Annotated in this window: 23 protein-coding genes; 6 read left to right on the top strand and 17 right to left on the bottom strand. The window is 69.3% G+C overall.

All coding sequences use genetic code 11. The annotated features are described in order from the left end of the window. Positions 1-42: 42 nt before the first annotated feature. The 6 genes from P8934_RS02935 to P8934_RS02910 all read right to left on the bottom strand — a co-directional run bounded on the left by P8934_RS02935 (position 43) and on the right by P8934_RS02910 (position 7,587). Positions 43-2,052 carry a TRAP transporter fused permease subunit gene (locus P8934_RS02935; protein ID WP_278032849.1) on the bottom strand — a complete coding sequence of 670 codons (2,010 nt, stop codon included), beginning with the start codon at positions 2,050-2,052 and terminating at the stop codon, positions 43-45. Between the two features lie 25 nt (positions 2,053-2,077). Next, entirely contained in the window at positions 2,078-2,587 is a 510-nt protein-coding gene (locus tag P8934_RS02930; protein ID WP_278032848.1) for a DUF1850 domain-containing protein, read from the bottom strand. A 4-nt stretch (positions 2,588-2,591) separates the two neighbouring features. Next, positions 2,592-3,551, bottom strand: coding sequence for a TAXI family TRAP transporter solute-binding subunit (locus tag P8934_RS02925; protein ID WP_278032847.1), 960 nt, complete (start codon positions 3,549-3,551; stop codon positions 2,592-2,594). A 164-nt stretch (positions 3,552-3,715) separates the two neighbouring features. Further along, positions 3,716-4,912 carry an L-2-hydroxyglutarate oxidase gene (gene lhgO / locus P8934_RS02920; RefSeq protein ID WP_278032846.1) on the bottom strand — a complete coding sequence of 399 codons (1,197 nt, stop codon included), beginning with the start codon at positions 4,910-4,912 and terminating at the stop codon, positions 3,716-3,718. Positions 4,913-5,012: 100 nt separating this feature from the next. Continuing rightward, a complete protein-coding gene (gene glaH, locus P8934_RS02915; protein ID WP_278032845.1) occupies positions 5,013-5,993 on the bottom strand; it encodes a glutarate dioxygenase GlaH in 981 nt (326 codons plus the stop codon). A 154-nt stretch (positions 5,994-6,147) separates the two neighbouring features. Then, positions 6,148-7,587: an APC family permease gene (locus tag P8934_RS02910; RefSeq protein ID WP_278032844.1), complete on the bottom strand. Its 1,440-nt coding sequence runs from the start codon at positions 7,585-7,587 to the stop codon at positions 6,148-6,150. Between the two features lie 398 nt (positions 7,588-7,985). Between P8934_RS02910 and P8934_RS02905 the strand changes: the two genes are divergently transcribed. From P8934_RS02905 to P8934_RS02890, 4 genes are all read left to right on the top strand, one after another. Continuing rightward, entirely contained in the window at positions 7,986-8,264 is a 279-nt protein-coding gene (locus P8934_RS02905; RefSeq protein WP_106230791.1) for an XRE family transcriptional regulator, read from the top strand. Between the two features lie 262 nt (positions 8,265-8,526). Continuing rightward, a complete protein-coding gene (dsrO, locus tag P8934_RS02900; protein ID WP_278032843.1) occupies positions 8,527-9,303 on the top strand; it encodes a sulfate reduction electron transfer complex DsrMKJOP subunit DsrO in 777 nt (258 codons plus the stop codon). Then, entirely contained in the window at positions 9,287-10,468 is a 1,182-nt protein-coding gene (gene nrfD, locus P8934_RS02895; protein ID WP_278032842.1) for an NrfD/PsrC family molybdoenzyme membrane anchor subunit, read from the top strand. The genes dsrO and nrfD overlap by 17 nt, the downstream gene beginning before the upstream one ends. After that, positions 10,461-13,574 carry a molybdopterin dinucleotide binding domain-containing protein gene (locus P8934_RS02890; protein ID WP_278032841.1) on the top strand — a complete coding sequence of 1,038 codons (3,114 nt, stop codon included), beginning with the start codon at positions 10,461-10,463 and terminating at the stop codon, positions 13,572-13,574. Before nrfD ends, P8934_RS02890 begins: the two co-directional genes overlap by 8 nt. A gap of 74 nt (positions 13,575-13,648) precedes the next feature. Here P8934_RS02890 and egtD read toward each other — a convergent pair whose 3' ends face one another. Beyond that, positions 13,649-14,611 (bottom strand): L-histidine N(alpha)-methyltransferase, encoded by a 963-nt coding sequence (egtD, locus tag P8934_RS02885; RefSeq protein WP_278032840.1) that lies wholly within the window; start codon positions 14,609-14,611, stop codon positions 13,649-13,651. A gap of 132 nt (positions 14,612-14,743) precedes the next feature. Between egtD and selD the strand changes: the two genes are divergently transcribed. Further along, the gene (gene selD, locus P8934_RS02880; protein ID WP_278032839.1) at positions 14,744-17,038 is read left to right on the top strand and encodes a selenide, water dikinase SelD; all 2,295 of its coding nucleotides are present in this window, start codon (positions 14,744-14,746) and stop codon (positions 17,036-17,038) included. Between the two features lie 43 nt (positions 17,039-17,081). Here selD and senB read toward each other — a convergent pair whose 3' ends face one another. Then, complete coding sequence (senB, locus tag P8934_RS02875) at positions 17,082-18,077, bottom strand: selenoneine biosynthesis selenosugar synthase SenB (RefSeq protein WP_278032838.1); 996 nt, start codon at positions 18,075-18,077, stop codon at positions 17,082-17,084. A 23-nt stretch (positions 18,078-18,100) separates the two neighbouring features. Between senB and senA the strand changes: the two genes are divergently transcribed. After that, positions 18,101-19,450 carry a selenoneine synthase SenA gene (senA, locus tag P8934_RS02870; protein WP_278032837.1) on the top strand — a complete coding sequence of 450 codons (1,350 nt, stop codon included), beginning with the start codon at positions 18,101-18,103 and terminating at the stop codon, positions 19,448-19,450. A 32-nt stretch (positions 19,451-19,482) separates the two neighbouring features. On the opposite strand, the gene P8934_RS02865 is transcribed toward senA, so the two are convergent. From P8934_RS02865 to atpD, 9 genes are read right to left on the bottom strand one after another with little or no spacing between them, the layout of a single operon-like run. Then, the gene (locus P8934_RS02865) at positions 19,483-20,415 is read right to left on the bottom strand and encodes a FoF1 ATP synthase subunit gamma (RefSeq protein WP_278032836.1); all 933 of its coding nucleotides are present in this window, start codon (positions 20,413-20,415) and stop codon (positions 19,483-19,485) included. Then, on the bottom strand, positions 20,399-21,931 hold the full coding sequence (locus P8934_RS02860) for a F0F1 ATP synthase subunit alpha (protein ID WP_278032835.1): 1,533 nt from the start codon (positions 21,929-21,931) through the stop codon (positions 20,399-20,401). Before P8934_RS02860 ends, P8934_RS02865 begins: the two co-directional genes overlap by 17 nt. After that, positions 21,921-22,691 carry a hypothetical protein gene (locus tag P8934_RS02855; RefSeq protein ID WP_278032834.1) on the bottom strand — a complete coding sequence of 257 codons (771 nt, stop codon included), beginning with the start codon at positions 22,689-22,691 and terminating at the stop codon, positions 21,921-21,923. Before P8934_RS02855 ends, P8934_RS02860 begins: the two co-directional genes overlap by 11 nt. 3 nt (positions 22,692-22,694) lie before the next feature. After that, positions 22,695-22,982, bottom strand: a complete 288-nt coding sequence (locus tag P8934_RS02850; protein WP_278032833.1) for a F0F1 ATP synthase subunit C — start codon at positions 22,980-22,982, stop codon at positions 22,695-22,697. Then, positions 22,979-23,698: a F0F1 ATP synthase subunit A gene (locus P8934_RS02845; protein ID WP_278032832.1), complete on the bottom strand. Its 720-nt coding sequence runs from the start codon at positions 23,696-23,698 to the stop codon at positions 22,979-22,981. Before P8934_RS02845 ends, P8934_RS02850 begins: the two co-directional genes overlap by 4 nt. Then, on the bottom strand, positions 23,689-23,994 hold the full coding sequence (locus tag P8934_RS02840) for a hypothetical protein (RefSeq protein WP_278032831.1): 306 nt from the start codon (positions 23,992-23,994) through the stop codon (positions 23,689-23,691). The genes P8934_RS02845 and P8934_RS02840 overlap by 10 nt, the downstream gene beginning before the upstream one ends. Beyond that, positions 23,981-24,289 (bottom strand): AtpZ/AtpI family protein, encoded by a 309-nt coding sequence (locus tag P8934_RS02835; protein ID WP_278032830.1) that lies wholly within the window; start codon positions 24,287-24,289, stop codon positions 23,981-23,983. Before P8934_RS02835 ends, P8934_RS02840 begins: the two co-directional genes overlap by 14 nt. Beyond that, positions 24,286-24,699, bottom strand: a complete 414-nt coding sequence (locus tag P8934_RS02830) for a F0F1 ATP synthase subunit epsilon (RefSeq protein WP_278032829.1) — start codon at positions 24,697-24,699, stop codon at positions 24,286-24,288. Before P8934_RS02830 ends, P8934_RS02835 begins: the two co-directional genes overlap by 4 nt. Then, positions 24,696-26,090 (bottom strand): F0F1 ATP synthase subunit beta, encoded by a 1,395-nt coding sequence (gene atpD, locus P8934_RS02825; protein ID WP_278032828.1) that lies wholly within the window; start codon positions 26,088-26,090, stop codon positions 24,696-24,698. The genes P8934_RS02830 and atpD overlap by 4 nt, the downstream gene beginning before the upstream one ends. Between the last annotated feature and the right edge of the window lie 4 nt (positions 26,091-26,094).

Genomic DNA, 26,094 nt, shown 5'->3' with positions numbered 1-26,094 from the left:
CCCGGATAACCCGGGCGGGTCCTGCGCGTCTGGCCGCAACCCTCAGCCGGCTGTTGCCCCTGCCTCGCGGCGGCTGGCCAGCCAGTTGCCGGCCAGCCCCAACACCATCACCGCCACCCCGGCGACTTCCACCATCAGGTTGGGATAGAAGGCCGCGACGATCGCCGGCAGCAGCACCACGCGCACCGGCCAGGACATCCAGGTGAACAGGAACCCCTCCAGGGCCGCGGCGAAGGCCCCCAGGGCCAGGAAGCCGATGAACGCGGTCCATACCAGCAAGGGCAGCGGCCCGCCCATGATGATCTCCGGGTTGTAGACCATGAACAGCGGGATCAGGTAGAGCCCCTTGGCAAACTTCCAGGCCTGGAAGCCAGTGTCCATGGGCTTGGCCCCGGCGATCGCCGCGCCGGCGAAGCCTGCGAGCGCGATGGGCGGCGTGACGTTGGAATCCTGGGAGTACCAGAACACCACCAGGTGGGCGATCAGCAGCGGCACCCCGAACTCGGCGGTCAGTGCCGGACCCACCAGCACGATCAGCACGATGTAGCTGGCGGTGACCGGCAGCCCCATGCCCAGCACCAGGCTGGCCAGCAGCACCATCACCAGCGCCAGCAGCAGGTTGCCACCGGAGAAGGCCATCATCATCGAGGAGAACTTCAGCCCCAGCCCGGTCAGGCCCACCACGCCGACGATCACGCCGGCCACGGCGCAGGCCATGGAGACGGCCACGGCATTGCGCGCGCCCAGCTCCAGGCCGCCGACCAGCTTGACCAGCCCGGCCTTGAGCGCCTCGCGCAGCGTCTCCCCGGTCACCTTCTGTCCCTCACGCGGCGCGATGAACAGGAACCACACCGCGAAACGCAGCACCGCCACGGCCAGCATGGTGAGGATGGCGTAGTAGCCCACGCGCATCGGCGACATGTTCATCACCAGCAGCCACACCAGCACCAGCAGCGGCAGCAGGAAGTGCCAGCCGGCCCCCATCACGTCGCGCATCTGGGGCAGTTCCGAACGCGCCATGCCCTGCATGCCCTGCTTGATGGCGATGATGTGCACGAACAGGTAGACGGTGGCGAAGTACATGATCGCCGGCAGGATGCTGACCTTGACCACCTCGAGGTAGGGCATCCGGGTGTACTCGGCGATCAGGAAGGCCCCGGCGCCCATCAGCGGCGGCATGATCTGCCCGCCGGTGGAGGCCGCCGCCTCGATGCCGCCGGCCTGGTGGGGCTTGTAGCCCAGGCGCTTCATCAGCGGGATGGTGAAGGCCCCGGTGGTCACCACGTTGGCGATGGCGCTGCCGGAGATCGAGCCCATGCCCGCCGAGGCGATCACCGCCGCCTTGGCCGGGCCGCCGCGCTGGCGGCCGGTGGCGGCATAGGCCAGGTCGATGAAGAACTTGCCCGCGCCGGTGATCTCCAGGAAGGCACCGAACAGCACGAAGATGAAGATGTAGGTGGCCGCCACGCCCATGGGCAGGCCGAAGATGCCCTCCTGGCCCAGGTAGAGCTGGCCCACCAGGCGGTCCAGGTTGTAGCCGCGGTGCTCGAGGATGCCGGGCAGGAACTGGCCGAGCCATGGCAGCTCGCCGCGCGGGCCGGCGAAGGCGTAGAGGATCGCGACCACGCCGATGATGGTCATGCCCAGGCCTACCGCCCGGCGCGCCGCCTCGAGGACGGTGACGGTGGCGATGCAGCCGACCACGATGTCGGTCTGGCTCCAGAAGCCGGCGCGGTTGATGATCTCGTCGAGGTAGAGCACCAGGTAGCCACCGGTGACCAGCGCCCCGCCGAGGAAGACTGCGTCGATCAGGCCACTGATCGGGCCCCGATCATGCTTCGGCCCCAGCAGCGGGAACATCAGGAAGGCCAGCATCATGATCAGCATCAGGTGGATGCTGCGCTGGTAGAAGAGGCCCAGCGGCTGGATGCCGGCGGAGTAGAGCTGGAACAGTGACAGTCCCACCGCCACCAGGGAGATCAGCCACAGCACCGGGCGGGAATGGTTCGCCTGGCTGCCGGGAATGATGGGGGAGGTACCCGAATCGCTCATCGTGGTTCTCTCGAAGGGTTGTCGTTCAGTCAGGGGAAGCGGCAGCCGAGGTCAGGCGGATCGTCACTCGCCGGTTCGCGGCCAGTCCGCTCAGGCTGATGCGCTCGCCGTCCACCACCAGGCGGTGGTCGACGCGCATGGCGCCCACCCGCAGCCGATAGGCATTGCCGGGTACCGGCTCGTCGATCGCCTCGATCCAGTAGCCGCCCTCGCCGTCGGAAACCTGGCGACCGCGCCCGGGGATATGGTCGAGCCCCGCCGCGAAGTCGGGCAGGTGGCTGCGCTCAAGCACCATGCGCCCCTCACGGTGGCGATAGCAGTCCAGCACCGGGAACCCCTCGACCGAGTGGTTCCACTCCAGGCACCAGCCCTCCCCTTCGGGCATCGGCAGGCTCACCAGGCGCTCGCCCTCGGCGTCCAGCACCTCCAGCCGGACCAGGTCGGCCGCGACTGCCGGGCTACCGGCCGCCAGGCCCACACAAAGCAGCAGGGCGGGCAGCCAGGCCCGCCCTGCTTTCAGGCGCGAATCACGCATCGCCTCAGCGGCGCTGGTGGTCCTGGATCTCGGCGCCCACCTCCTCGTAGTAGCGCAGCGCCCCCGGATGGAAGGCAATCGGGGTCGACTCCACGCTGAACTCCACGGTGGTGTCGTTGGCCGCCGGGTGGATGGCGATCAGCTCGTCGGTCTGCTCGAAGAGCACCTTGGTGATCTGGTAGGCCAGTTCCTCGTCCATCTCGCTGCTCACCGCCAGCACGTTGGGGATGCCGATGCTCTGCACCGCCTCGTCCATGCCCTCGTAGAGGCCGGCCTTCAGCTTGTAGGCGGCGAAGACGGGCTCGGCCTCCTTGGCCTTGGCGATCTCCTCCTGGCTCAGGCCGACCAGGCGGATGTCGCGGGTGGTGGCCAGGTTCATGATCGAGCTGGTGGGCGGGCCCACGCTCCAGAAGCCGGCATCGATGTCGCCATCGCGGATGGCGTCGGCGGTCTCGTTGAAGTTCAGGCGCCGCGGGTCGAAGTCGTCGTAGCTGATGCCGTTGGCCTCGAGCAGTGCCTGGGCATTGACCTCGGTACCGCTGCCCGGCGCGCCCACGGAGACCGTCTTGCCCTCGAGGTCGGAAAGCGACTCGATGCCGGAATCGGCCAGGGTGACGATCTGCACGGCGTTGGGATAGATGGAGGCCAGCGCACGGATATTCTCCAGCTGGCGGCCCTCGAAGTCGCCGGTACCGTTGTAGGCCTGGTAGACGGTGTCGGCCAGCGCCAGGGCGAGGTCGGAGTCACCGCGCCACACCAGCCCCATGTTCTCCACGGAGGCGCCAGTGACCTCGGCAACGGCCTCGGCCCCCTCGATGTGGTTGCCGATCAGCTCGGCCAGGCCACCCCCGTAGGGATAGTAGGTACCGCCGGTACCGCCGGTGGCGATGGAGAGCTGCTGGGCGGCAGCCAGGGGGGCCGTGGCCAGCAGCGTGGCGGCGGCGGCGTACTTGAAGAAACGCATGGCAATCCTCCGGTCCTGGAACCAGGTTTATTGTGGAGTGTCTCGGCGCCGGCATCTCGTGGCGCCCCACCTCACGCTAGCACGGTCGCTGCGTGAGAACCCAATACCACTATTTCTACGTTCCTCGGGATTTTCGGCAATTCCCCCAAGGTCGAATCCTCGCCTCACGCCTCGACCAGCGCCTTCACCTTGTCGACGATATGGGCGCCGATAGGGATCGCCGAGGTGGCCGCCGGCGAGGGCGCATTGCCCACGTTGACGGTGCGCGGCGTGTTGACGAACAGGAAGTCGTCCACCAGCTTGCCGTCGCGGGACACCGCCTGGGCCCGCACCCCGGCCGGGTAGGGCCCCAGGTCCTCCAGGCCGAGGCTCGGGCAGTACTTGCGCACCAGCTCAAGGTAACCTCGCCTGTGCAGCGAGTTCTTCATTTCCGTGAGGCCCGGTTTCAGGTTGCGTCCCAGCACCTTGAGGATGCCCGGGTCGCTGAACATCCTCGCCATGTCACCGAGGGACACGTCGCGCCGGCGATAGCCCTCGCGCTTGAAGGCCAGCACCGCATTGGGGCCCACGGTGACCGAGCCGTCGATCATCCGCGTCAGGTGCACGCCCAGGAAGGGCATGGAGGGATCGGGGATCGGGTAGATCAGGTGGTTGACGATGTCGTTGTGCTTTTCCGGCAGCCGATAGTACTCGCCGCGGAAGGGACAGATGGTGAAGCCGGGATCCTGGCCCAGCATGCGCACCACCCGGTCGGCCATCAGCCCCGAGCAGGTCACGAGATAGCGCCCGGTGAACTCGCCGGCGCCGGTGGTCACCACCACTTCCTGGCGCCGCTCCTCCAGGGCGGTCACCTTCGCCCCGTAGCGGACCTCGCCGCCCATCCGCTCGAACTCGGCGGCCATGGCCCGGGTCACCGCGGCGTAGTCGACGATGCCGCTGGAGGGCACGAAGATGCCGCCGACCCCGGTGATGTTGGGCTCTCGCTCGGCGAGCGCCTCGGGGCCCAGCCACTCGCGCGTGAGGCCGTTGGCCTCGGTGCGCTCCCACAGCGCCTGCATGCGCTGCATCTCCAGGTCGTTGGTGGCCACCAGCAGCTTGCCGCAGCTGTCGTAGGGGATGGCGTGGGCCTCGCAGAAGGCCTTGGTGGCGCGGTTGCCCTCCAGGCAGAAGCGCGCCTTGAGACTGCCTGGCGTGTAGTAGACCCCGGCGTGGATCACGCCGCTGTTGTGGCCGGTCTGGTGGCACGCCGCCTCGCGCTCCTTCTCCACCACCAGCATGCGGCGATCCGGATAGGCCTGCTTGAGCTGCATGGCGGTGGACATGCCCAGGATGCCGCCGCCGATGATGATGAAATCGTACATGCCGTCCTCGCTCCTCCCATGAGACGGCCACGCCGTGGTCACGGCGTGGCCTCGTCAGTCTAACCCGTCGGTCGGGTCGCGGCGCCTCGGCTCGCTCTGCTCAAGCCTGGCGCGGGTTGCGCAGGGTCTTGGCATGGGTGAAGTAGCCCCGCTGGCGCATCAGCTCGCGGCGCAGCTCCGGGTGGGGCGTGAAGCGATCCCGGCCGTGTAGCCAGAAGTGGTTGTTGATCAGCAGGAAGCTGCCCACCGGGTTCGGCACCGAGAGGATCGCCGGGCTGTTCTCGAGCGAGTCGGAGAGGTCGGTCAGCCAGTTGCCCTCCTCGAAGTCCTTGGGCTGCACGAACTGGTCGATGTAGGACATGATCGGCAGGCCGCTGGCGTCCACGTCGAAGACCGCATGGTAGATGTCCTTGGCGACGTTCTTGCTGGGCGGCGCGGTCCAGCGCATCGCCCGACGCGCCAGCGGATGGTGGTAGAAGCGCTCCAGCCCCTCCCAGTCGTCCAGGTGCAGCAGCAGGGAGTTGCCGCCCTCCATGTGCTGCTCGTCGATCTTCATCATCAGCACGTAGTCGGTGTCCTGCTCGACGAAGGTGCCGTCGTTGTGCAGTTCCATCACGCGGTGTGGCTGGCGCAGGTAGGAGTCGGAGTCATCGACGTTCCTGACCACGAAGCGGGCATAGTACTGGCCGCTCATAGCGTCGTAGTTGGAACGCCCCATCAGGTGCGCCACGGCGGTGGCGAACTTGACCATCTCGTCGGCCTGCTCGACGGAGTCGAGCCCTTCGGGAACCACCTGGAAGCCACCGGTGGCGCGATCCACGAGGGTGTTGACCAGCACCGGCTGCAGGGTGTTGTCGCACAGGTCGTCGAGGATCTTCGCCACGCGGAAGCGCAGCATGGACTTGTACTCCAGGGCCTGCACCGGCCACTCGGCGACGGCCTCGAGGAAGGCCTCGACGACCTCGCGGCTGACGGTCAGCTGCAGCAGGCGCGGCGACTGGGCGGAGGGGGACAGCGTGAAGCCGCGGATGTCGGCAGGCAGGGGCATGGCGGTCTCGGGAAGCTGGGTCAGTACGGTCATGTCAGGGGCTCCATGGCGTTACGTGGACACAATCTAAAAATATCTATATTTTTTGTTTTTGTCAAAAATAAAGGACGGCCAGTGGCCATCCTTTACGTCCTGTCGTCGATGGCCGCCCCGGGACTCCCGGGGCGGCCGTCTGTCGCACCAGGGATCAGCGACCGGGATAGGGATCCGCGCCGGCCAGCTCGCGCTTCATCATGGTGTCGCTGTAGGCGACGCCATAGCGGTTACGCGACCAGGCATAGAGGACCAGGCCGATCGCCATCCAGCCGGCGAACATGAACCACTCGATGGTGGAGAGCGCCGAGGGGCTGCCCGGCAGGTACATGCCGATCAGCACCACCGACAGGATCACCGACAGGGCCCCCACGGTCTTGCCACGGCGGACCCGGAAGGGGCGCGTCATCTCCGGCTCGCGCCGGCGCAGCACCACGAAGGAGAGCGCCACGAAGAGGTAGGCGATGACGATGCCCAGGCCACCGGCCACCACCAGCCAGACCAGCGCCTGGCGGCCGAAGAAGGGCGCGAGGGAGGAGAGCGCCCCCATCACCAGGATGGCGTTGGTCGGGGTGCGATGCTTCGGGTGCAGCTTGGCCAGGAAGGCCGGCAGCATGCCGGAGTGCGCCAGGGCGTAGATGGCCCGCGAGCCGCCGATGTAGAAGGCGTTCCAGCTGGTGATGATGCCCGCGATACCGGCCAGGATCATCAGGTTGCCGGCCCAGGGCGCCTGGAAGGCCGCCTGCATGGCATCCGGCACCGCCAGGGAGCTCGCGCCCAGCGCCTCGGGATCGAGCATCAGCGCGGTGCCCAGGATGATGAAGGAGTACCAGAACACCGCCAGGATCACCGAGATCATCAGCACCCGGCCGATCTCGCGGAACGGCAGGTTGATCTCCTCGGCGGCCTGGGGGATGACGTCGAAGCCGACGAACATGAAGGGCACCATGATGATCACCATCATGATGCCGCCCATCACGCCCTCCTCGACGCTGAACAGCGGCTGCATGGTCTCGGTACTGCCCTGGAACAGGGCCCCGGTGATGAACAGGATGCCCACCGCCAGGATCAGCAGGGTCACCACCTTCTGCACCAGGGCGGCGGTACGCACGCCGATGTAGTTGATCCACATCATCAGCACCGACCCCGCCACGCCGACGGCGACCCAGGTGGCCTTCACGTCCCAGCCGGCGATGTTCCACATCTGGCCCACGGCGTAGTTCGGGAAGAGGTGCTCCACCACGGTGGGCAGCGCCACGGCCTCGAAGGCCACCACGCTCACGTAGCCCAGGGTGATGGCCCAGGTGCAGAGGAAGGAGGCGAAGTGCCCCATGGCCCGGTAGCTGTAGACGTGCTCGCCCCCGACCTGGGGCATCGCCGAGGCCAGCTCGGCATAGGTCAGGCCCACCAGCACGATGATCAGCCCGCCGATCAGGAAGGCGGTGATCGCCCCCAGGCTGCCGGCCGACTGGATCCAGCTGCCGGTCAGCACGATCCAGCCCCAGCCGATCATGGCGCCGAAGGCCAGGGCCAGCACGTCCTTGCGGGCAAGGACTCGCGTCAGGTGCGTCTCCGTGGACGTCTCGTTGTTCATGTCTGCCTCTTCTCGTCGGTTGTCGATTGTGATGATGTAAGATTTTTCCTAAAAACATCGACAAAAATAGTAAACGAAGGACAAACGTTCAAGGAATATTGAACACCCGGAGCCTAGACATTTGTCGCAACTGGCCCATGACAGTCGAGGAATCCCCGTCAGGTCAGGACGATGCAAGCCCCTTAATATGAGGATATGTGCATCAAGAATCTGCCGCTGGCGCCATATGCCGGCCCTCGGCCGGACCGCCCGGAAGGTTCGATATTCTGCACACCCTGCCCCGGGCAGCAACCCCGCGACAGTGCCTCTTCTCACACCAAAGAATCACCGAATCGATACTGGCAAAATCGTCGGATAGACCCCATAGTGTGGCTGTCGAAACCGCCCACTGGAGCATCATGAGCACGGCACGTCACACCGCCCACGCGGAACTCACCGACCCCCCGCGAAGCTGCCCTGACCTCGATGTCAGGGACCTGGAAAAACGTACACGCCTCATGCGCATCATCACGCGGCTGATCGCCGTGTCAGACCTGGGCAGCAAGGAAATCGCCCGCCGCGCAGGCCTGCCGATGCAGAAGATCAGCGACCTTCTCTCGGGGAAGCTGGAGCATCTCTCCGTGGACGAGCTCCGCCTCGTCTATCGCACCATCGACCCGAGCGGCTCACCGCCCTGATCGCCCCCTCCCGCGGGAGGCCGACACGATGACGAACAGCGAACGCTCCGCCTTCCCGGCGGGGCGTTTTTTCTTGCCTGCCAGGACGTCAGAAAGTCCCTTTTCCTCAATGACTTGAATGAACATTATGCCAGGATTAAGAGCTTGCTAACGATCTCTTGATCGGCGTCAAGTGCCTAGACCTTGGTAGCAGGTAGCCTTCCGGTATCAACCCTTGTCCCTCGGGCGGAGACTCCGCCCCACCCAGGCCACCGGAGGCGCCATGGACCCCATTCGCCGCACCCTGCTCGGCCAGCTGGCCCGCCTCAGCGCGGGCGCCGCGATGGTGCCGCTCTCGAGCATCGCCAGCGCCGGCATCAACCAGCAGCCGCCCCGTCGCGAAGGCGACCCCAGCAAGCGCTACGGGATGCTCATCGACCTGCGCCAGTGCATCGGCTGCCAGGCCTGCACCGTGTCGTGCCATATCGAGAACGCCGCCCCGCTGGGCAGTTTCCGCACCACCGTCTCCCAGTACGAGGTGGCGCACCAGGAGACCGGCGAGGTCGCCACCTTCATGCTGCCGCGACTGTGCAACCACTGCGAGAACCCGCCCTGCGTGCCGGTATGCCCGGTGGAGGCCACCTTCCAGCGCCAGGACGGCATCGTGGTGGTGGACAGCGACCGCTGCGTGGGTTGCGCCTACTGCGTCAACGCCTGCCCCTACGATGCCCGCTTCATCAACGAGCGCACCCAGACCGCCGACAAGTGCACCTTCTGCGCCCACCGCCTGGAGGCGGGCCTGCTGCCGGCCTGCGTGGAGAGCTGCGTGGGCGGCGCGCGGATCATCGGCGACATGCGCGACCCCGAGAGCCAGATCAGCCGCATGATCGACGAGCACCGGGACGAGCTGATGGTGCTGCAGCCCGAGAAGAACACCCTGCCCCAGGTCTTCTACCTCGGCATGGACGAGCGCTTCGTCACTCGCCCCGACGCCGAGCCGGTCGCCCTGGACGTCCTCGATCCCCACGGCAAGGAGATGGGCTATGAATTCCGCCATTGAGCTGCTCGCCCCGCGCTACGACATCGCCTGGTACCCCTGGGCGGTGCAGTACTTCTTCATGATTGCCCTCTCCTACGCCACCCTGTGGCTGGCCGCCCCGGCGCTGGTGTTCGGCAAGAAGGCCTGGTTGCCCACCGCGCGCCTGGCCCTGCTCGCCTGCCTCACCACCACCCTGGTGGCGCCGGTGGCGCTGCTCGCCGACCTGCACCAGCCGCTGCGCTTCTGGCACTTCTACGCCTACGCCAACAGCCACTCCTGGATGTCCGTCGGCAGCCTGGTGCTGCCCCTCTACGTGGTCGGCGTCATCGTGCTGGCCTGGCTCGCCTGGCGCCCGGCGCTGCAGGCCCATCGCCAGGCCCCCGGCATTGCCGGTTTCGTGGCCCGCTGGCTGTCGCTGGGCGACGCCCCCACGCCGCGCGCCCTGCTGGTGCTGGTGGGCCTCGGTACCCTCGCCCTCTCCACCGGTATCATGCTCTACACCGGCGCCGAGGTGGCCATCGTCAAGGCCCGCCCGCTTTGGCACACCGTGTGGCTGCCGCCGATGTTTGTGGCCACCGGCTTCATCGCCGCCACCGGCCTCATCCTGGTGCTCAACCGCGTGGCCGGTGAGCGCAGCACGGCGGTCAATCGGCAGATGCTCAAGGTGATGCTGGGCGCCTGCCTGGTCGCGGGACTCGTCGCCGGCAGCTGGTTCCTCGACGGCATCAACGCCAACGTCGGCTCGGTGGCCGCCGCCATGGAATCCGTGCGCGACAGCGCCGAGTGGCGCAGCACCGCGATCTGGGGCGGCCTCACCGGCCTGGTGCTGTTCGGCGCGGTGCTCACCCTGCTCACCCGCCCCGCCTCACGCCGCCCGGCGCTCCATGCCTGGGCCTGGGTGCTCGGCCTGGTGGCCCTGCACGTGGGCTGGATGTTCCGCTGGGTGGTGCTGATGGACGTGCAGACCGTGGCCCGCCACAGCGCCGGCTTCCACCACTACGGCATTCCCGCCGGCTCTTCCGGCATCCTCGGCATCGTCGGCACCTTCGGCCTGTGGCTCGCCGCCCTCCTGCTGATCGACCTCTTCGTGCCGTGGCGCCAGGCCATCCAGGGCGGCAGCGCCGCCGACGCCTCCCCTGCCGCACCCGACCACACTGACGTCGAAGGAGCCCTCCGTCATGGCTAAGTCACCCGACACCTCACGTCGCCGCTTCCTCAAGGGCGCCGTCGCTGCCGGCGGCGCCGCCACCTTCGCCGCCGGCTACTCCGACCCGCTGATCAAGATGGGCAAGGGCGTCACCGGCAGCGCCGGCGAGACGCCCGAGCACCGCATCCACGGCAACTCCCTGGCGCCGGAATACACCGTCGACCCCGCGAGCGGCGAGCTGACCCTCAACCCGGACCAGCGCGTGGCCTTCACCGTCTGCTACGGCTGCACCACCAAGTGCGGCGTGCGGGTACGCGTCGACAACGATACCGACCAGGTGCTGCGCGTGGCCGGCAACCCCTACCACCCGCTCTCCGCCGACGAGCACCTCCCCATGCGCACCCCGGTGGTCGAGGCGCTGCGCAGCGTCAGCGCCTTCGGCGACCAGGGCCAGCAGAACCGCTCCACCGCCTGCGCCCGGGGCAACGCCATGATGGCGCAGATCGACAGCCCCTTCCGCGTCACCCACTGCCTCAAGCGGGTGGGCAGGCGCGGCAGCCGTGAATGGGAGAAGGTACCCTTCGAGCAGGTCATCGAGGAGATCTGCGAGGGCGGCGACCTGTTCGGCGAGGGCCACGTGGACGGGCTGCGCGCCATCCACGACCTCGACACCCCCATCGACCCGGAGAACCCCGAGTACGGCCCAAAGGCCAACCAGCTGATGGTGATGGAGGCCACCGACTACGGCCGCTCGGCACTGCTCAAGCGCTTCGCCTTCAACGCCTTCGGCACCCGCAACTACGGCCACCATGGCTCCTACTGCGGCCTGGCCTATCGCATGGGTTCCGGCGCGGTGATGGATGACCTGGCCAAGAACGCCCACACCAAGCCGGACATCCAGAACGCCCACTTCATCCTCTACGTGGGCACCGCCCCCAGCCAGGCCGGCAACCCCTTCAAGCGCCAGGGGCGGCTGATCGCCCAGGCGCGCGCAGAGGGCAGCCTGGATTACGTGGTGGTGGATCCGGGCCTCAACGCCTCGGCCTCCCATGCCGCCGACCACAACCGCTGGGTGCCGATCCGCCCGGGCACCGACAGCGCCCTGGCCATGGCCATGATCCAGTGGCTGCTCGACCACGAGGGTTACGCGAAGGAGTTCCTGGCGCTGCCCGGCCAGCCCGCCGCGGACGCCGCCAATGAAGCGACCCACACCAACGCCACCCACCTGGTGATCACCGCCGAGGACCATCCGCGCCGCGGCCGCTTCCTGCGCGCCAGCGACCTGGGCCTGGCCGAGGCGGAAAGCGATGCCGACGTGCCCATGGTGGTGGCCGACGGCGAGCTGGCGAAGAGTACCGACGCCATGGCCGCAGAGCTTTTCGTCGACCGCGACGTCGAACTCGCTGGTCTTGAGGAAGGGCCTGGCGAGAACGTGCGGGTCAAGAGCAGCATGGTGCTGCTGCGAGAGTCCGCCAACGAGTACACCCTGGCCGAGTATGCCGAGCACTGCGGCATCCCCGAGGCCACCATCGTCGACCTGGCCACTCGCTTCGCCAGCCACGGCCGTCGCGCGGTGACCAACTCCCATGGCGGGATGATGTCCGGCAACGGCTTCTACGCCGCCTTCGGCATGCAGATGCTCAACGTGCTGGCCGGCAACCACAACCGCAAGGGCGGCAGCGCCCCGGGCGGCGGCCAGTTCAACGGCGTGGGCGAAGGCCCCCGCTATGACCTGGCGAACTTCCCGGGCAAGCGCGGCCCCCAGGGGGTCTTCCTCTCCCGCTCGCGCTTCCCCTACGAGAAGTCCTCTGAGTACCAGCGCAAGGTGGCAGCCGGGGAGAACCCCTACCCCGCCCGCGCCCCCTGGCGCTCGCTGGCACCGCCGACGCTGACCGAGCACCTGCCCTCGGCGCTGGATGGCTACCCCTACCCGATCAAGGCGGTGATCGGCTGCATGGCCAACCCCATCTACGGCCAGGCGGGCCTGGAGGCGCTGATCGCCGACAAGCTCAAGGACCCGAAGCGCCTGGGGCTCTACGTGGCCGTCGACGGCTTCCTCAACGAGACCAACCGCTACGCCGACTACATCGTGCCGGACTCGGTGATGTACGAGGTGTGGGGCTTCACCGGCGCCTGGAAGGGCGCCCTGGGCAGGATGACCACCGCCTGCTGGCCGGTGGTGGAGCCGCGCCAGCAGAAGACCGAGGAAGGCGAGCCGGTCTCCATGGAGAGCTTCTTCATCGCCACCGCCAAGCGCCTGGGGCTGCCCGGCTTCGGCGAGGGCGCGATCCCCGACGCCGACGGCAACCTGCACCCGCTGAACCGCGCCGAGGACTTCTTCCTGCGCGCCGCCGCCAACGTCGCCATGCAGGGCGAGCCGCTGCCCGACGCCGACGAGAGCGATATCGCCCATGGGGGGATCGCGCCCCTGCTGCCACGCCTCGAGCGCACCCTCAAGCCCGAGGAGCGCGGCCCGGTGGCCTACCTCTACGCCCGCGGCGGGCGCTTCGAGGACTTCAAGGACCACTTCAAGGGCGAGAACCTCACCAGCGCCTGGAAGCGCACCCTGTGCGTCTACAACGAGCAGGTGGGCACCAGCATCAACACCCAGACCGGCGAGCCCAACCGCGGCGTGCCCCGCCACGGCCTGCCGCCGCTGGCCGACGGCCGCGCCATGCGCGAGGTGTTCACCGAGGAGGAGTGGCCGCTGCTGGCGTTCTCGTTCAAGTCCAACCTGATGAACTCCTACGCCATCGGCCTCGAGCGGCTGCGCATGATCAAGCCCTACAACCCGGTGATGATGCACCGCCAGGACGCCGAGCGCTTCGGCATCACTCACGGTGATACCATCCGCATCGAGAGCCCCGGCGGCAGTGTGGTGGCCCTGGCACTGGTCGGCGAGGGGGTGATGCCGGGGGCCCTGGGCATCGAGCACGGCTATGGCCACCGCGACCTGGGGGCCACCCCCCACGTGATCGACGGCGAGTCCCAGCCCGACCTCGAGTGGCTGCGCGCCGGCATCAACATCAACGACCTGGGCTTCAAGGACCCGACTCGCAGCGTGGACGGCACCTGGCTCGAGCCCATCAGCGGCGCCGCCGTGCGCCAGGGCATGCCGATCCGGGTGACCCGGCTCGAGGCCTGACGGGCAGCGCTGCCCGGCCCAGCGAGCGGCCGGTCGCGCGACAGCTAGTTGCTCGAGGGCTGGTCGCTCGAGAGCTAGTCGCTTGAGAGATAGTGCACGCTGAACAGCGCCGCGTCATCGCACCACGCGGCGCGTGACCGGTAACCGGCACGCGCCGCCAGGGCCTGGAACCCCGCCACGCTGTACTTGCAGGAATTCTCGGTATGCAGCGTCTCGCCTTCCTCGAAGGCGAAGCGCTGCCCATCGAGGGTGATGGCCTGGCGCTGCTCGCTGACCAGGTGCATCTCGATGCGCGAGGCCGGCGCATTGAAGAAGGCGCGGTGGCGGAAGGCATCCATCTCGACCGCGGCCCCCAGCTCGCGGCGCATGCGCGCCAGCAGGTTGAGGTTGAAGGCCGCGGTGACACCCGCGGCATCGTTGTAGGCCGCCTCCAGGATGTCGTGGTCCTTGACCAGGTCGACCCCGATCAGCACCCCGCTGCCCGGCGGCATCGCCCGTCGCAGGCGGACCAGGAAGGCCTCGGCCTCGCGCGGCGTGAAGTTGCCGATGCTCGAGCCGGGAAAGAACGCCACCACCCGGCGGCCCTCGACGCCCGGGGGCAGCTCGAGGCGGCGCGAGAAATCCCCCCAGGCGGCATGCACCTCCAGCCAGGGGTAGTCCGCCGCCAGGCGACGGGTGCTCTGCAGCAGGAAGTCACGGGAGATGTCCATGCCGAGGTATCGGCGGGGGCGCATCGCCTCCAGCAGCAGCCGGACCTTGCGGCTGGCGCCGCTGCCCAGCTCGACCATCAGCGAGTCCGGGCCGACCCGCGCCGCGATCTCGTCGGCGGCCCGGGAGAGGATGCCCTCCTCGGTGCGGGTCAGGTAATACTCGGGCAGCTCGCAGATCGCCTCGAAGAGCCGCGAGCCCCGCTCGTCATAGAAGTGCTTGGGCGAGAGGGCCTTCGGCGTGGCGCCGAGCCCCTGGATCACCTCGTCGCGAAACGAGGGCCCCGCCTCGCCGGGATGCTGGTCATGGAACTGCACGGCAGTGGACATCAGGGCCCCTCGCTGGCGAACGGTTCTGGCGACTGGCTGCGGCATCACGGAGACCGCCGGGATGGCGTCGCCTCACCGATTTGCCTTTAGACTGTGGCGGCAGCACCTCACCAATCTAGAGCGAGCCTGACCATGCAGCAACCGCAGCAGCCCCCGGGGTTACCAGCATTACGGGATATCGTCCTCGTCGGCGGCGGGCACACCCACGTGGGGGTGCTGAAGCGCTTCGCCATGAAGCCCGAGCCGGGCGTCAGGCTCACCCTGATCTGCCGCGACACCCACACCCCCTACTCGGGCATGCTGCCGGGCTACGTCGCCGGGCACTACGGCTACGACGATGTGCATATCGACCTGCGCCGGCTGGCCGAATACGCCGGGGCACGCTTCTTCGCCGACGAGGCCGTGGGCATCGACCACGACGCGCGCAGGGTGCTCTGCCGCTCGCGCCCCCCGGTGCCCTATGACTGGCTGTCGATCAATATCGGTTCGACGCCGCGCGTGGATGCGCTCGGTGGTGCCGCCGGGCACGCCGTCCCGGTCAAGCCGATCCACCAGTTCAACGACCGCTGGCAGACGCTGCTCCGGCGCATCGAGGCGCATCCGGGCCGGACCCGCGTCGCGGTGGTCGGCGGCGGCGCCGGCGGCGTCGAGCTGCTGCTGGCCATGCAGTACCGGCTGGGCAGGGAGCTGGCCGCCCGCGGGCGCGACCCGGCCGAGCTCTCCTTTGCCCTCTTCACCCGCGGCGAGAGCATCCTGCCCACCCACAATGCCCGGGTACGGGCGCAGTTCCGCGACACCCTGGCCCGCCGCGGCATCGAGGTGCATACCGCCACCGAGGTCGTCGACGTCGAGGCGGGCCGCCTGCAGGCCGCCGACGGCACCTGGCATGGCGCCGACGAGATCGTCTGGGTGACCAACGCCGGCGGTGCCGAGTGGCTCAAGGACACCCGGCTCGAGCTCGATGACGACGGCTTCATCCAGGTCGACGACACCCTGCGCTCGCCGTCGGACCCGCGCGTCTTCGCCGCCGGCGACATCGCCCGCCAGGTCAACCATCCCCGCGAGAAGGCCGGGGTCTTCGCCGTGCGCCAGGGCCGACCGCTGGCCGACAACCTGCGCGCCGTCGTGACCGGCCGCCCCCTCACCCCCTACCGCCCCCAGGCGAGATGGCTGGCCCTGATCAGCACCGGCGACCGCCACGCCGTGGCCTCCCGGGGGCGCCTGTGCCTGGCCGGCGACTGGGTATGGCGCTGGAAGGACTTCATCGACCGGCGCTTCATGGCCCGCTTCAACGACCTGCCGCCCATGACGCAGGACACCATGAAGGCCACAGCCCCCAGCCGGGTGGTACTGGACGAGGAGGAGCACGACCAGGCGATCTCGGCCGTCGCCATGCGCTGCGGCGGCTGCGGGGCCAAGGTGGGCGCCTCGGTGCTCTCCCGGGCCCTCTCGACCCTGGAGCCGGTGGCACGCGAGGAGGTCCTGGTCGGCCTGCATGCCCCGGACGACGCCGCCGTGGTGCGGGTACCGCCGGGCAAGGACATGGTGCATACCATCGACTTCTTCCGCGCCTTCATCGACGACCCCTATGTCTTCGGCAGGATCGCCGCCAACCACGCCCTGGGCGACATCTTCGCCATGGGCGCCGAGGCGCAGACCGCCACCGCCGTGGCCACGGTGCCCCAGGGACTCGAGGCCAAGGTGGAGGACACCGTCTACCAGATGATGGCCGGCGCCGTGGAGGTGCTCAACGAGGCGGGCTGCGCCCTGGTCGGCGGGCACACCGGCGAGGGCAGCGAGCTGGCCCTGGGCTTTGCCGTCAATGGCCTGATCGATGCCGGCGGCGACAGCGCCCTGACGAAGGGCGGCCTGCGTCCCGGCCAGGCGCTGATCCTGACCAAGCCCATCGGCACCGGCACCCTGTTCGCCGCCCATGCGCGGCTCGCCGCCCGCGGGCGCTGGATCGATGCGGCACTCACGAGCATGGGCCAGTCCAGCCGCCAGGCGGCGAACTGCCTGCGCGAGCACGGCGCCACCGCCTGCACCGACCTCACCGGATTCGGCCTGCTGGGGCACCTGGTGGAGATGACCCGTCCCTCGGGCGTGGATGCCGAGCTCGACCTGGCCGCCCTGCCGCTGCTCGAGGGCGCGGAGGAGACCGTCGCCGCCGGGATCCTGAGCTCCCTGCAGCCCGCCAACGTGCGCCTGCGCCGCGCCATCCGCAACCAGGCCGCGTGGGTCGAGCATCCCCGCTACCCGCTGCTCTTCGACCCCCAGACCGCCGGTGGGCTGCTGGCCAGCGTGCCCGCCGAGCGTGCCGAGGCCTGCCTGGACGCCCTGCATGCCCTGGGCTACGCCCGGGCCGCCCTCATCGGCCGGGTCCTCGACCCCGGCGAGGCGCTGGAGCCCATCCATCTGACGGGCTGAGGATCGATGATAGTGTGCGGAGGGTGGCGAAGGCGGGACGGCATCAGGGGGTGAGCCCGCAGGCGGTGAGCACCCGCGCCAGCCCCTCGCGCTCGGCCTTGGGCCGGAACAGGGGCGCCCGCGCCAGCACCTGGCGGCGCATCCGGTCGATGAAGGCCGGCTCGGTCTCGGCGCGGCGCAGCAGGTCGCGCAGCACCGCGGTATCGGCCACCGGGAAGTAGCCGACATAGTCCTCGCCCAGCAGGCCGCGGTTGCCCGGGATATCGGAGGCCAGCACCGGCAGGCCGGCCACGCAGGCCTCGCTGACCACGTTGGCGCCCCCCTCCATGCGCGAGCTGATCACCATCAGCCGGGCCCGGGCCATCCACCGTCGCACCCGCCAGCGGGGCTGGTCACCCAGCCAGCGGTAGCGGGGGTTACCCGCCATCTCGTCACGGGCCGCCCTGGCCCAGGCCTCGTCCAGGGCGGCGCCCAGCTGGATGACCCGCAGCCGCGAGTCCGCCGGCAGGTCGCGCACCGCAAGCGCCGCGCGCAGCGGGTCCTTCTCCTCGCGCAGGTGGCCGGCGACCAGGACCTCGACATATCGCCCGCCCGGCCCCGGGGCATGCGGCGGCAAGGGTCGCGCCGACTGGTGGACGACCTGCAGCCGCGGCAGGAAACGCGGGGGAAGGTCCTCGGCCAGGCGGTCATGCAGGCCGACCAGGGCATCCGCCGCCGCCAGGCTCTCCTCGAACGCCTCGGGATGGCTGTGCTGGAAGCGATAGACATCGGTGCCCGTCAGCACCACCACCAGGGGGCAGCCCGGGAAGGCCTGGCGACAGGCGCGGATGGCCCCCTGGCTGCGCCAGGCATGCAGCGCCATCACCAGGTCGGGCGGCCGGCCGGCGATATGCCACTGGCCCGTGTCGTCCTCGGAACCGGCGATCCGCACCCGGCAGCCCAGTGCCCGCAGCAGCCCCGCCCAGCGGGTCGCCGTGGCACGGTTGCCGGCGCGGGAGCCTCGACCCGCCGGGCTGATCAGGGCTACCTTCAATGCCATGGTCTCTCCTCGAGGAAGTCAGCATGCCCTCTTCACCTCTCGGCACACCGCCGACGCCGCCGCGGGCCGCCGATGAGCTGGCGGCGATGCTCGTCGATGCCCGCACCCGCAGCCTGGCGCTGATGCAGGACATCCTCGAGGCCCGCGAGCTGGGCCCACGCCTGGCGATCGTCAACCCGCCGCTGTGGGAGCTCGGCCACCTGGGCTTCTTCCACGACCATTTCGCCCTGCGCGGCCTGTATGGCCTGCCCGACTACCGGCTCGCCGGCGCCGACCGGCTGTTCGATTCGAGCAGCATCGCCCACGACGACCGTTGGGCGCTACCGCTGCCCTCCCGCGACGAGACCCTGGACTACCTGTCGCGGGTACAGCAGGCGATGCTCGAGCGCCTGCCCGACGGCACCGCGAGCGCCGCCCAGAGCTATGTCTACCAGCTCACCACCCTGCACGAGGACATGCACGGCGAGGCCTTCCTCTATACCCGCCAGACGCTGGGCGACCCGGCCCCGGACCTGGGCACCCCACCGCCGGGCCAGCGCCCCGCTCCCGCCTCGCACGGGCCCCTGCCCGGCGATGTCGCCATCCCCGGCGGGCGCCACCGGCTAGGCTCCGACAAGGACGTGCCCTTCCGCTTCGACAACGAGAAGCCGCCCCTGGAGGTCGAGGTGGCGCCCTTCTCGATCGCCCGGGCGCCGGTCACCAACGCAGAGTACGCCGCCTTCATCGAAGATGGCGGCTACGCGCGGCGCGAGCTGTGGAGCGAGGCGGGCTGGCAGTGGCGCGAGCACCAGGCGCTGCAGGGGCCGATCTACTGGCGCCGCGACACCGATGGCCACTGGGAGGCGCGCTGCTTCGACCGCTGGCTGCCGCTGGCTCTCCACCAGCCGGTGGTGCACGTCGGCTGGCACGAGGCCGAGGCCTGGTGCCGCTGGGCCGGGCGACGCCTGCCGAGCGAGGCGGAGTGGGAAGTCGCCGCCAGCCGGGCGCCGTCGGCCGACGGGAGCGCACTCGCCCCCGGCAAGCGACGCTTCCCCTGGGGCGAGACGCCGCCGGATGCCGGTCGGGCCAACCTGGACGGCTGGCGCCTGTGCCGGCTCGACGTGGCGGCGCTGCCCGAGGGCGACAGCGCCTTCGGCTGCCGGCAGATGCTGGGCAACGTCTGGGAGTGGACGGCCTCGCCCTTCGCGCCCTTCCCGGGCTTCGAACCCGAGCTCTACCGCGACTACTCGGCCCCCTGGTTCCGGGAGGGGCGCTACGTGCTGCGCGGCGGCGCCTGGGCCACCCGCTCGCGGCTGGCCCACAACAGCTACCGCAACTTCTTCACGCCGGACCGCCAGGACATCCTGGCCGGCTTTCGCACCTGCGCCCGCTGAGCGCTGCAATTCTTGAACACCGCCCCCTGGGCTCAGGTCCCGCGGGACGCCCTGCGAGGAACGTCGCGAGAAGAGCTGCGAGAAGAGTTGCGCAGCGCCTCGAAGCCGATGATGACGTCCAGCAGCTCGGTGGTAATGTCATCCTGGCGCACCGATCTCAGCTGCCCCTTCACCTCGTCCAGGCGCTCGTCCACCGACTTCTCGGCCTGCTGCATCAGGGCAAGGCGTGCAGCATTCTCGGTGACCATGGCCTCCGCCGAGGCACGGAAGACGCTGGCGAAGATATGGCTGCGCAACAGGGCGGCAAACAGCTCGGCGCTGGGCATCGAATAGTCGGGCAGCGAGCGGGATTGCCATGGCCGGCCGGCGAGCTCCGAGAGCAACGCCTGCCCCAGGGGCAGCAGCGGCATCAGCACCGGCTCGTGCTGCCCGCGCCCGGCGCGCTGGGTGAAGGCCAGCGTGACCTTGCGATGGTGAGGCTCGCCGCCGCCGATGTCGTCCAGCCGGGTGACGATGCTGCCCGCCAGGCGCCCGATACCCTCCGCCGAGGCCGGGGGCAGCAGCACGCTCTCGGGGCTGAGGCCCTGCCCCGCCAGGGCGTCATGCATCTGGGCGCCGACACACAGCACCCGAAGGGCGGCGTGTCCGGCCGTCGCCGGCACGAGTTCCGCCGCTACCTTCTCGGCGAGCAGTTCGTTGTAGTTGCCGCACAGGCCATGGTCGGAGCCGAAGACCACCACGACGCTGTCGGCCAGCTCCACGGACGGCATGGCGATAGGGCCGGTTCTGGCGACGAACGCGTGCAGTCCGCTGCGCACGGTGCGGTGATAGGCCTCGATGGAGCGGGCGGCACGCTCATAGGGTACGGCATTGATGGCCGAGATCGTCTTCATGGTGTGCACGATCCCGCGGATGCTGGTCAGCGTATCAAAGCGGCGGGAGAGGGCTTCAAGTGTCTGCGTCACGGCCGTCCTCCTGCTTGCCGAGGGCGGACCGCGCCACCGAGAGGATGGCGGCGCGGTCCTCCTCCTCCAGGGGCTCGTTGCGGGCGATGCGCGCGGCGACCCCCGTCAGGGCGTCCCCCACCGAGGCCCGGATGGTCTCCATGGCGGCCACCACCTCGGTCTCCGACAGCCCGTCGAACAGGCCCTCCATCGCCGCCAGCAGCACCAGCAGCTGCTCCACGGCCGGTACCGGGTCCCGCTCGGGCTGGCGCAATGCCGCCCGGACCGCCGCGCCCCGGCTCAGGCGGGCCCGGGTGGCGTCATCCAGCCGGGTACCGAAGCGGGCAAAGTCCTCCAGCTCCTCGAACTGGGAGAGGGTGACGCGCAGGTTGCCGGCGACGTCCCGGAAGGCGCGGTGCTGGGCCTTGCCGCCCACCCGCGACACCGACACCCCGAGGTCCACGGCCGGGAACTGGTTCTTGCGCACCAGCCGCGGCGACAGGTAGATCTGGCCGTCGGTGATCGAGATGAGGTTGGTCGGGATGTAGGCCGAGAGGTTTTCTGCCTGGGTCTCCACCACGGGCAGGGCGGTGATGGAACCGCCCCCGGCCTCCTCGGTGAACTGGCCGGCCCGCTCGAGCAGCCTGGCATGCACGTAGAAGATGTCCCCGGGGAACGCCTCGCGCCCCGGCGGTCTCCGCAGCAGCAGCGAGAGCTCGCGATAGGAGCGGGCGTGGTGGGTGAGGTCATCGAAGACGACCAGCACGTCCCGGGCCTGGTCGGCGAAGTATTCCGCCATCGTCATCGCCGCATAGGGCGCGATATAGGCCAGTCCCGGCGCGTCCTCGTCGCCGGCGACGACCACGATGGTGTTGGCCAGCTGCCCGCTCTCCCGGAGCGCCTCGATGACCCTGGCCACCGCGTCCCCGCGCTGACCGATGGCGCAATAGATGCTCAGGACCTCCGAGCGGGCCTGGTTGAGGATGGTATCCAGGGCGATGGAGGTCTTGCCGGTCTGGCGGTCGCCGATGATCAGTTCCCGCTGCCCCAGGCCGACCGGCACCGCGGCATCGACCGCCTTGAGGCCCGTCGCCAGGGGGCGCTTGACGGCCCCGCGGCTGAGGATGTCCGGCGCCCGGGCCTCCACCGGCCGTTCGGCCACGGCGGTCACCCTGCCCTTGCCGTCCCGGGGCTGGCCGGTAGCGTCGACCACCCGACCGACCAGGCCCGGCCCGACCGGCACGCTGATCACCTTGTGGGTGCGCCAGACATCCTCACCGGCCCTCACTCGCTCCGAGGGGCCCAGCAGCACGACGCCCAGCCGGTCCGGCTCAAGGTCCAGCACCACGCCGCGAACCCCCGAGGCGAAGACCAGCAGCTCATCCGACAGGGCCCGCCCGAGCCCCGAGACCACGGCGATCCCGTCGCCCACCGTGGCGACCGTCCCCACCTCGGCCAGCACCGGCGAGGGAGCGGGGCTGTCCAGCAGGAGGTCGATGAAGTCCTGCACGTCGGGCCGGTGCGTTTCATCCGCCATGCGCGTTCACCCTGCCCGACTCGCCGCTGGCCAGGCGCTCCTTGAGCAGCTCGACCAGCTCGTCGGTGTAGCTCTCGACCGTCCAGGCGAGCTCGAGGCTGCCGATGCGCAGGACCAGGCCGGGGGACTGGCTGTCATCGGTGGCGAAGCGCAGGGGAAGGCCGGGCACCCGGGCCGCCAGGGCGGCCTCGACCTCGTGGCAGGCCCCCTCCGGCAACGGCGCATGGGTGGTGGCCACCGCCTCCTCGGCATGCTCGGCGGCCGAGGCCAGCTCGTCCGACAGCGGCGCCAGCTTGCCGATCACGTGCAGGGCGATGTGCTCATCCAGGCGCTCGTCGGCCAGGTCCTGCAGCGCCCGGCCGGCCAGCTGGTAGAGCGTCTCGGCACTCGCCTGATAGAGCTCCGACGTGAAGCGCTCCCGTTCGCGGGCCAGGTGCGCCAGGCTATCCTGGCGTTCCTGCTCCATCTTCTCGTGAGCCTCGGCCAGCAGGGCGTCCCGCTGCTGCTTCGCCTGCTCGCGCACCCGCTCCGCCAGGGCGTCCTGGTCGGCCTGCAGCTTCTGCTGGCGTGCCACGAAGTCCGCCTCCGCGGCAGCCGCCTTCTCCTTGGCCCGTTTGGCCTCCCCCATCCGTTCGGCAATCTCGGCCTCGCGGGAATCGATGCCCTTGAGGATCGGCTTGTAGAGGAAGCGCTTCAGCAGCCAGACCAGCACCAGGAAGTTGGCGATCTGGGCGAGGACCGTGACCCAGTCGATCGACATGGCTCAGCCTGCCGCCGGTTGGGTGGCTTGCAGGAAGGCATCCATGAACGGGTTGGCGAACAGCACGATCATCGCCACCACGAAGCAGTAGATCGCCGTGGACTCGATCATGGCCAGGCTCACGAACAGGGTGCGCGACAGGGTGGAGGCCGAGTCCGGCTGCTGGGCGATGGCGGCCAGGGCGGCAGCCGCGGCGCGCCCCTCCCCCAGCGCCGGGCCCAGCGCACCGAAAGCCACCGTCAGTCCCGCGGTGAAGATGGAGATGGCCGCAATCATGGCTGCATCAGTCATCGATCTTGCTCCTTATGTTCACGTTCGCTGTCGAGATCGTGGTCGGGCTTGTTGACGGTGGCCGTGGCCGACGAGATGTAGACGGTCGCCAGGATGGCGAAGATGTAGGCCTGGATCAGGCCGGTCAGCAGGCCCAGCACGTCCATCACCACGGGAAAGAAGAACGGCGCCACGCCCAGCAGGATGCCGGCGATGACCGCCCCGCTCATCACGTTGCCGTAGAGGCGAATGGCCAGCGAGATCCCCCGGGAGAACTCGCTGATGATGTTGAAGGGCAGCATGACGATGGAGGGCTGGATGTAGGTCTTCAGGTAGCCGACGATGCCCTGTCGGGTGATGCCGAACAGCGGGACGGCGATCAGCACCGACAGGGCCAGGGCCGCCGTGGTCGACAGCGAGGCCGTGGGCGGCGTGAAGCCCGGCACGACCAGCAGCAGGTTGGACAGCGCGATGAACAGGAACAGCGTCCCCGAGAAGTAGAGGACGTGGCGCGACGACTGCGGCGAGATGTCCTCGACCTGCCGCTGGATCCCGGTGACGATCACCTCCAGGGTCGTTCGCCAGCGATTCGGCGGCACGTCCGGCCGCAGCTTCCGGGTCACGAGCATCGAGGCAACGGTCAGCAGGGCCATGACGATCCAGGTATTGACCACGGTCTCGTTGATGCCGAGGCCCCAGAGGGTGAAGACCGTCGTCTCGTCGGGTGTCAGTTGCATCCGGCCTCCTTCACCCGGGGTAGCCGGGCCATCAGGGTGGCGATGAAGCGCACCAGGAAGAAGGCGAGTACATAGCCCACGAAGGCCCCGCCCAGGGTGCCCCCGTCGGTCACCCACCAGCCGGCTGCCAGCAGCCCCCCGATCCGCAGCGCGGCACTGGGCAGCAGGACCGGGACGGGCCGAGTCAGGCGCAGCGCCAGGCGGACGCTCAGCGCCAGGCCCAGGAAGTACAGGATACTGACGGCGACACCGGCGCCGAAGCCGGTGATCACGGCGTGCCAGTCAATCGTCATCATGCTCGCTCCCCTTGTCGTTGGCTTCCTTGCTGACCCAGGCCCAGGCAATGAAGCTGCCCAGCGCCACGCCCCCCAGGATCAGGGCAATGGTCCACTGAAACGCCTGCGGCATGTGGCGGTCGAGCCACAGCCCGAGAAAGGCGCCGCCCACGGTGGGCACCGCGATCGACCAGCCGATCATGCCGAAGACCCCGAGCCCCCGCAGCGGGCTCGAGCCCGGGTCGTTCCGGGCCCTCTCCCGGCGCCGGGCGCGACGGCCGATGTCCTCCACCGGAGACTTGCGCTTCCGGGTCATGGTGTCCTGGGCCGCTGCAGGTCGGCAAACCGCCGCACGATGCCCGCCTCCAGGCGAGACAGGGCGGAGCGGGCCACGCGCTCCTCTTCATCCACCTCGACGAAGCTCTCCTGCACGGTCTCCCTCAGCGAGGCCAGGTCGCTGCCCTGGACGCCGCGCCGAATGGCGATATCCACGTCGTGTCCCTTCTTCACCAGGATCCCCTCGTCGATGCCGAAGATCCGTTCCTCGCCGTCCGCCAGGGTCAGGATCAGCACGGAGGGCACCAGCGCGGTGACGAAGTCGATATGGTTCGGCAGCATCCCGAAGGCCCCGTTTTCCGCCTCCGCAAACAGCCGGGTCGCCGGGCCCTCGAACAGGGTCCGGGTCGGCAGCCGCAGGGTCACCTGCATCTCGGCTGACAGGCTCATGCCTCCTCCTCCAGGTCGGAAAGGGCCCCGATCATGTAGTAGTCGCCCTCGTCATGCGCGAAACGGGTCTGGTTCAGGATGGTGTCGCACCCCTCGAGGGTATCGTCGATGGACACGCGCTTGCCCTCGGTCCCGGTGAACGAGCCCGTGGTAAAGAAGGGCTGGGTCAGGAAGCGCTCCAGCCGGCGTGCGCGGGCCACGGTGGCCCGGTCGGCGGCCGACAGTTCCTCGATGCCCAGCATGGCGATGATATCGCGCAGTTCCTCGTATTCGGCCAGGGTGCGGCGCACCGCGCGGGCGATGTCGTAATGACGCTGCCCCACCACCGAGGGCGTGAGCATGACCGAGGAGGAGGCCAGGGGGTCGATGGCCGGGTACAGGCCCTCGCTGGCCCGCTTGCGCGACAGCACGACCGAGCCCGACAGGTGCGAGAAGATATGCGCGGCCGCGGGGTCGGTGAAGTCGTCGGCCGGCACGTAGACGGCCTGGACCGAGGTGATGGCGGCCTGGCGGGTGGAGGTGATGCGCTCCTCCAGCTCCGCCAGCTCGGTCGCCAGCGTCGGCTGGTAGCCCACCCGCGAGGGCATGCGGCCCAGCAGCCCGGAGACCTCCGAGCCGGCCTGCACGAAGCGGAAGATGTTGTCGATCAGCAGCAGCACATCGCGGTGCTGCTCGTCGCGGAAATGCTCGGCCATGGTCAGGGCGGTCTTGCCGACCAGGAAGCGCACACCGGGCGCTTCGTTCATCTGGCCGAACAGCATCACGGTGTTGTCGCGCACGCCGGCCTCGCCCATTTCCCGGTAGAGCTCTTCCGCCTCGCGTGAGCGCTCGCCGATGCCACAGAAGAGGCTCACGCCCTTGAGCTGCTGCACCGTGTTGTTGATCAGTTCGGTGATCAACACGGTCTTGCCCACGCCGGCGCCACCGAACAGGCCGGTCTTGCCGCCTCGCTCGATGGGCGACAGCAGGTCGATGGCCTTGATGCCGGTCTCCAGGATCCTGCTGCGCACGACACGGTCTTCCAGCCGGGGAGGCGCCTGGTGGATGGCGCGCCGTTCCGCGGTCACCGGCGCAGGCTTGCGGTCGATCGGCGCACCGAACATGTTCAGCATGCGGCCCAGCACGGCGTCGCCGACCGGCACGCTGATCGGCGCGCCGGTGGCCCGCACCGGCATGCCGAGCCCCAGCCCCCTGACCGGCCCCAGCGCCATGCAGCGCACCACCCCATCATCCGCCAGGCCGGCCACCTCCAGGCCGACCTTCCCGGCATGGAGCAGCTCCCGGATGCCGGGGACCTGCCCGGCAAACCTGACGTCCACGACGCCGCCGCGAATGGCGACGATGTAACCGGTGGCCTCCTCGGCCTCCAACTGGGCTTCATGCTGCGTCATCAGC

This window comes from Halomonas sp. CKK8 (assembly GCF_029625235.1).
Taxonomy (GTDB): Bacteria; Pseudomonadota; Gammaproteobacteria; order Pseudomonadales; family Halomonadaceae; genus Halomonas; species Halomonas ventosae.
This window is presented reverse-complemented; position numbering and strand designations above follow the sequence as displayed.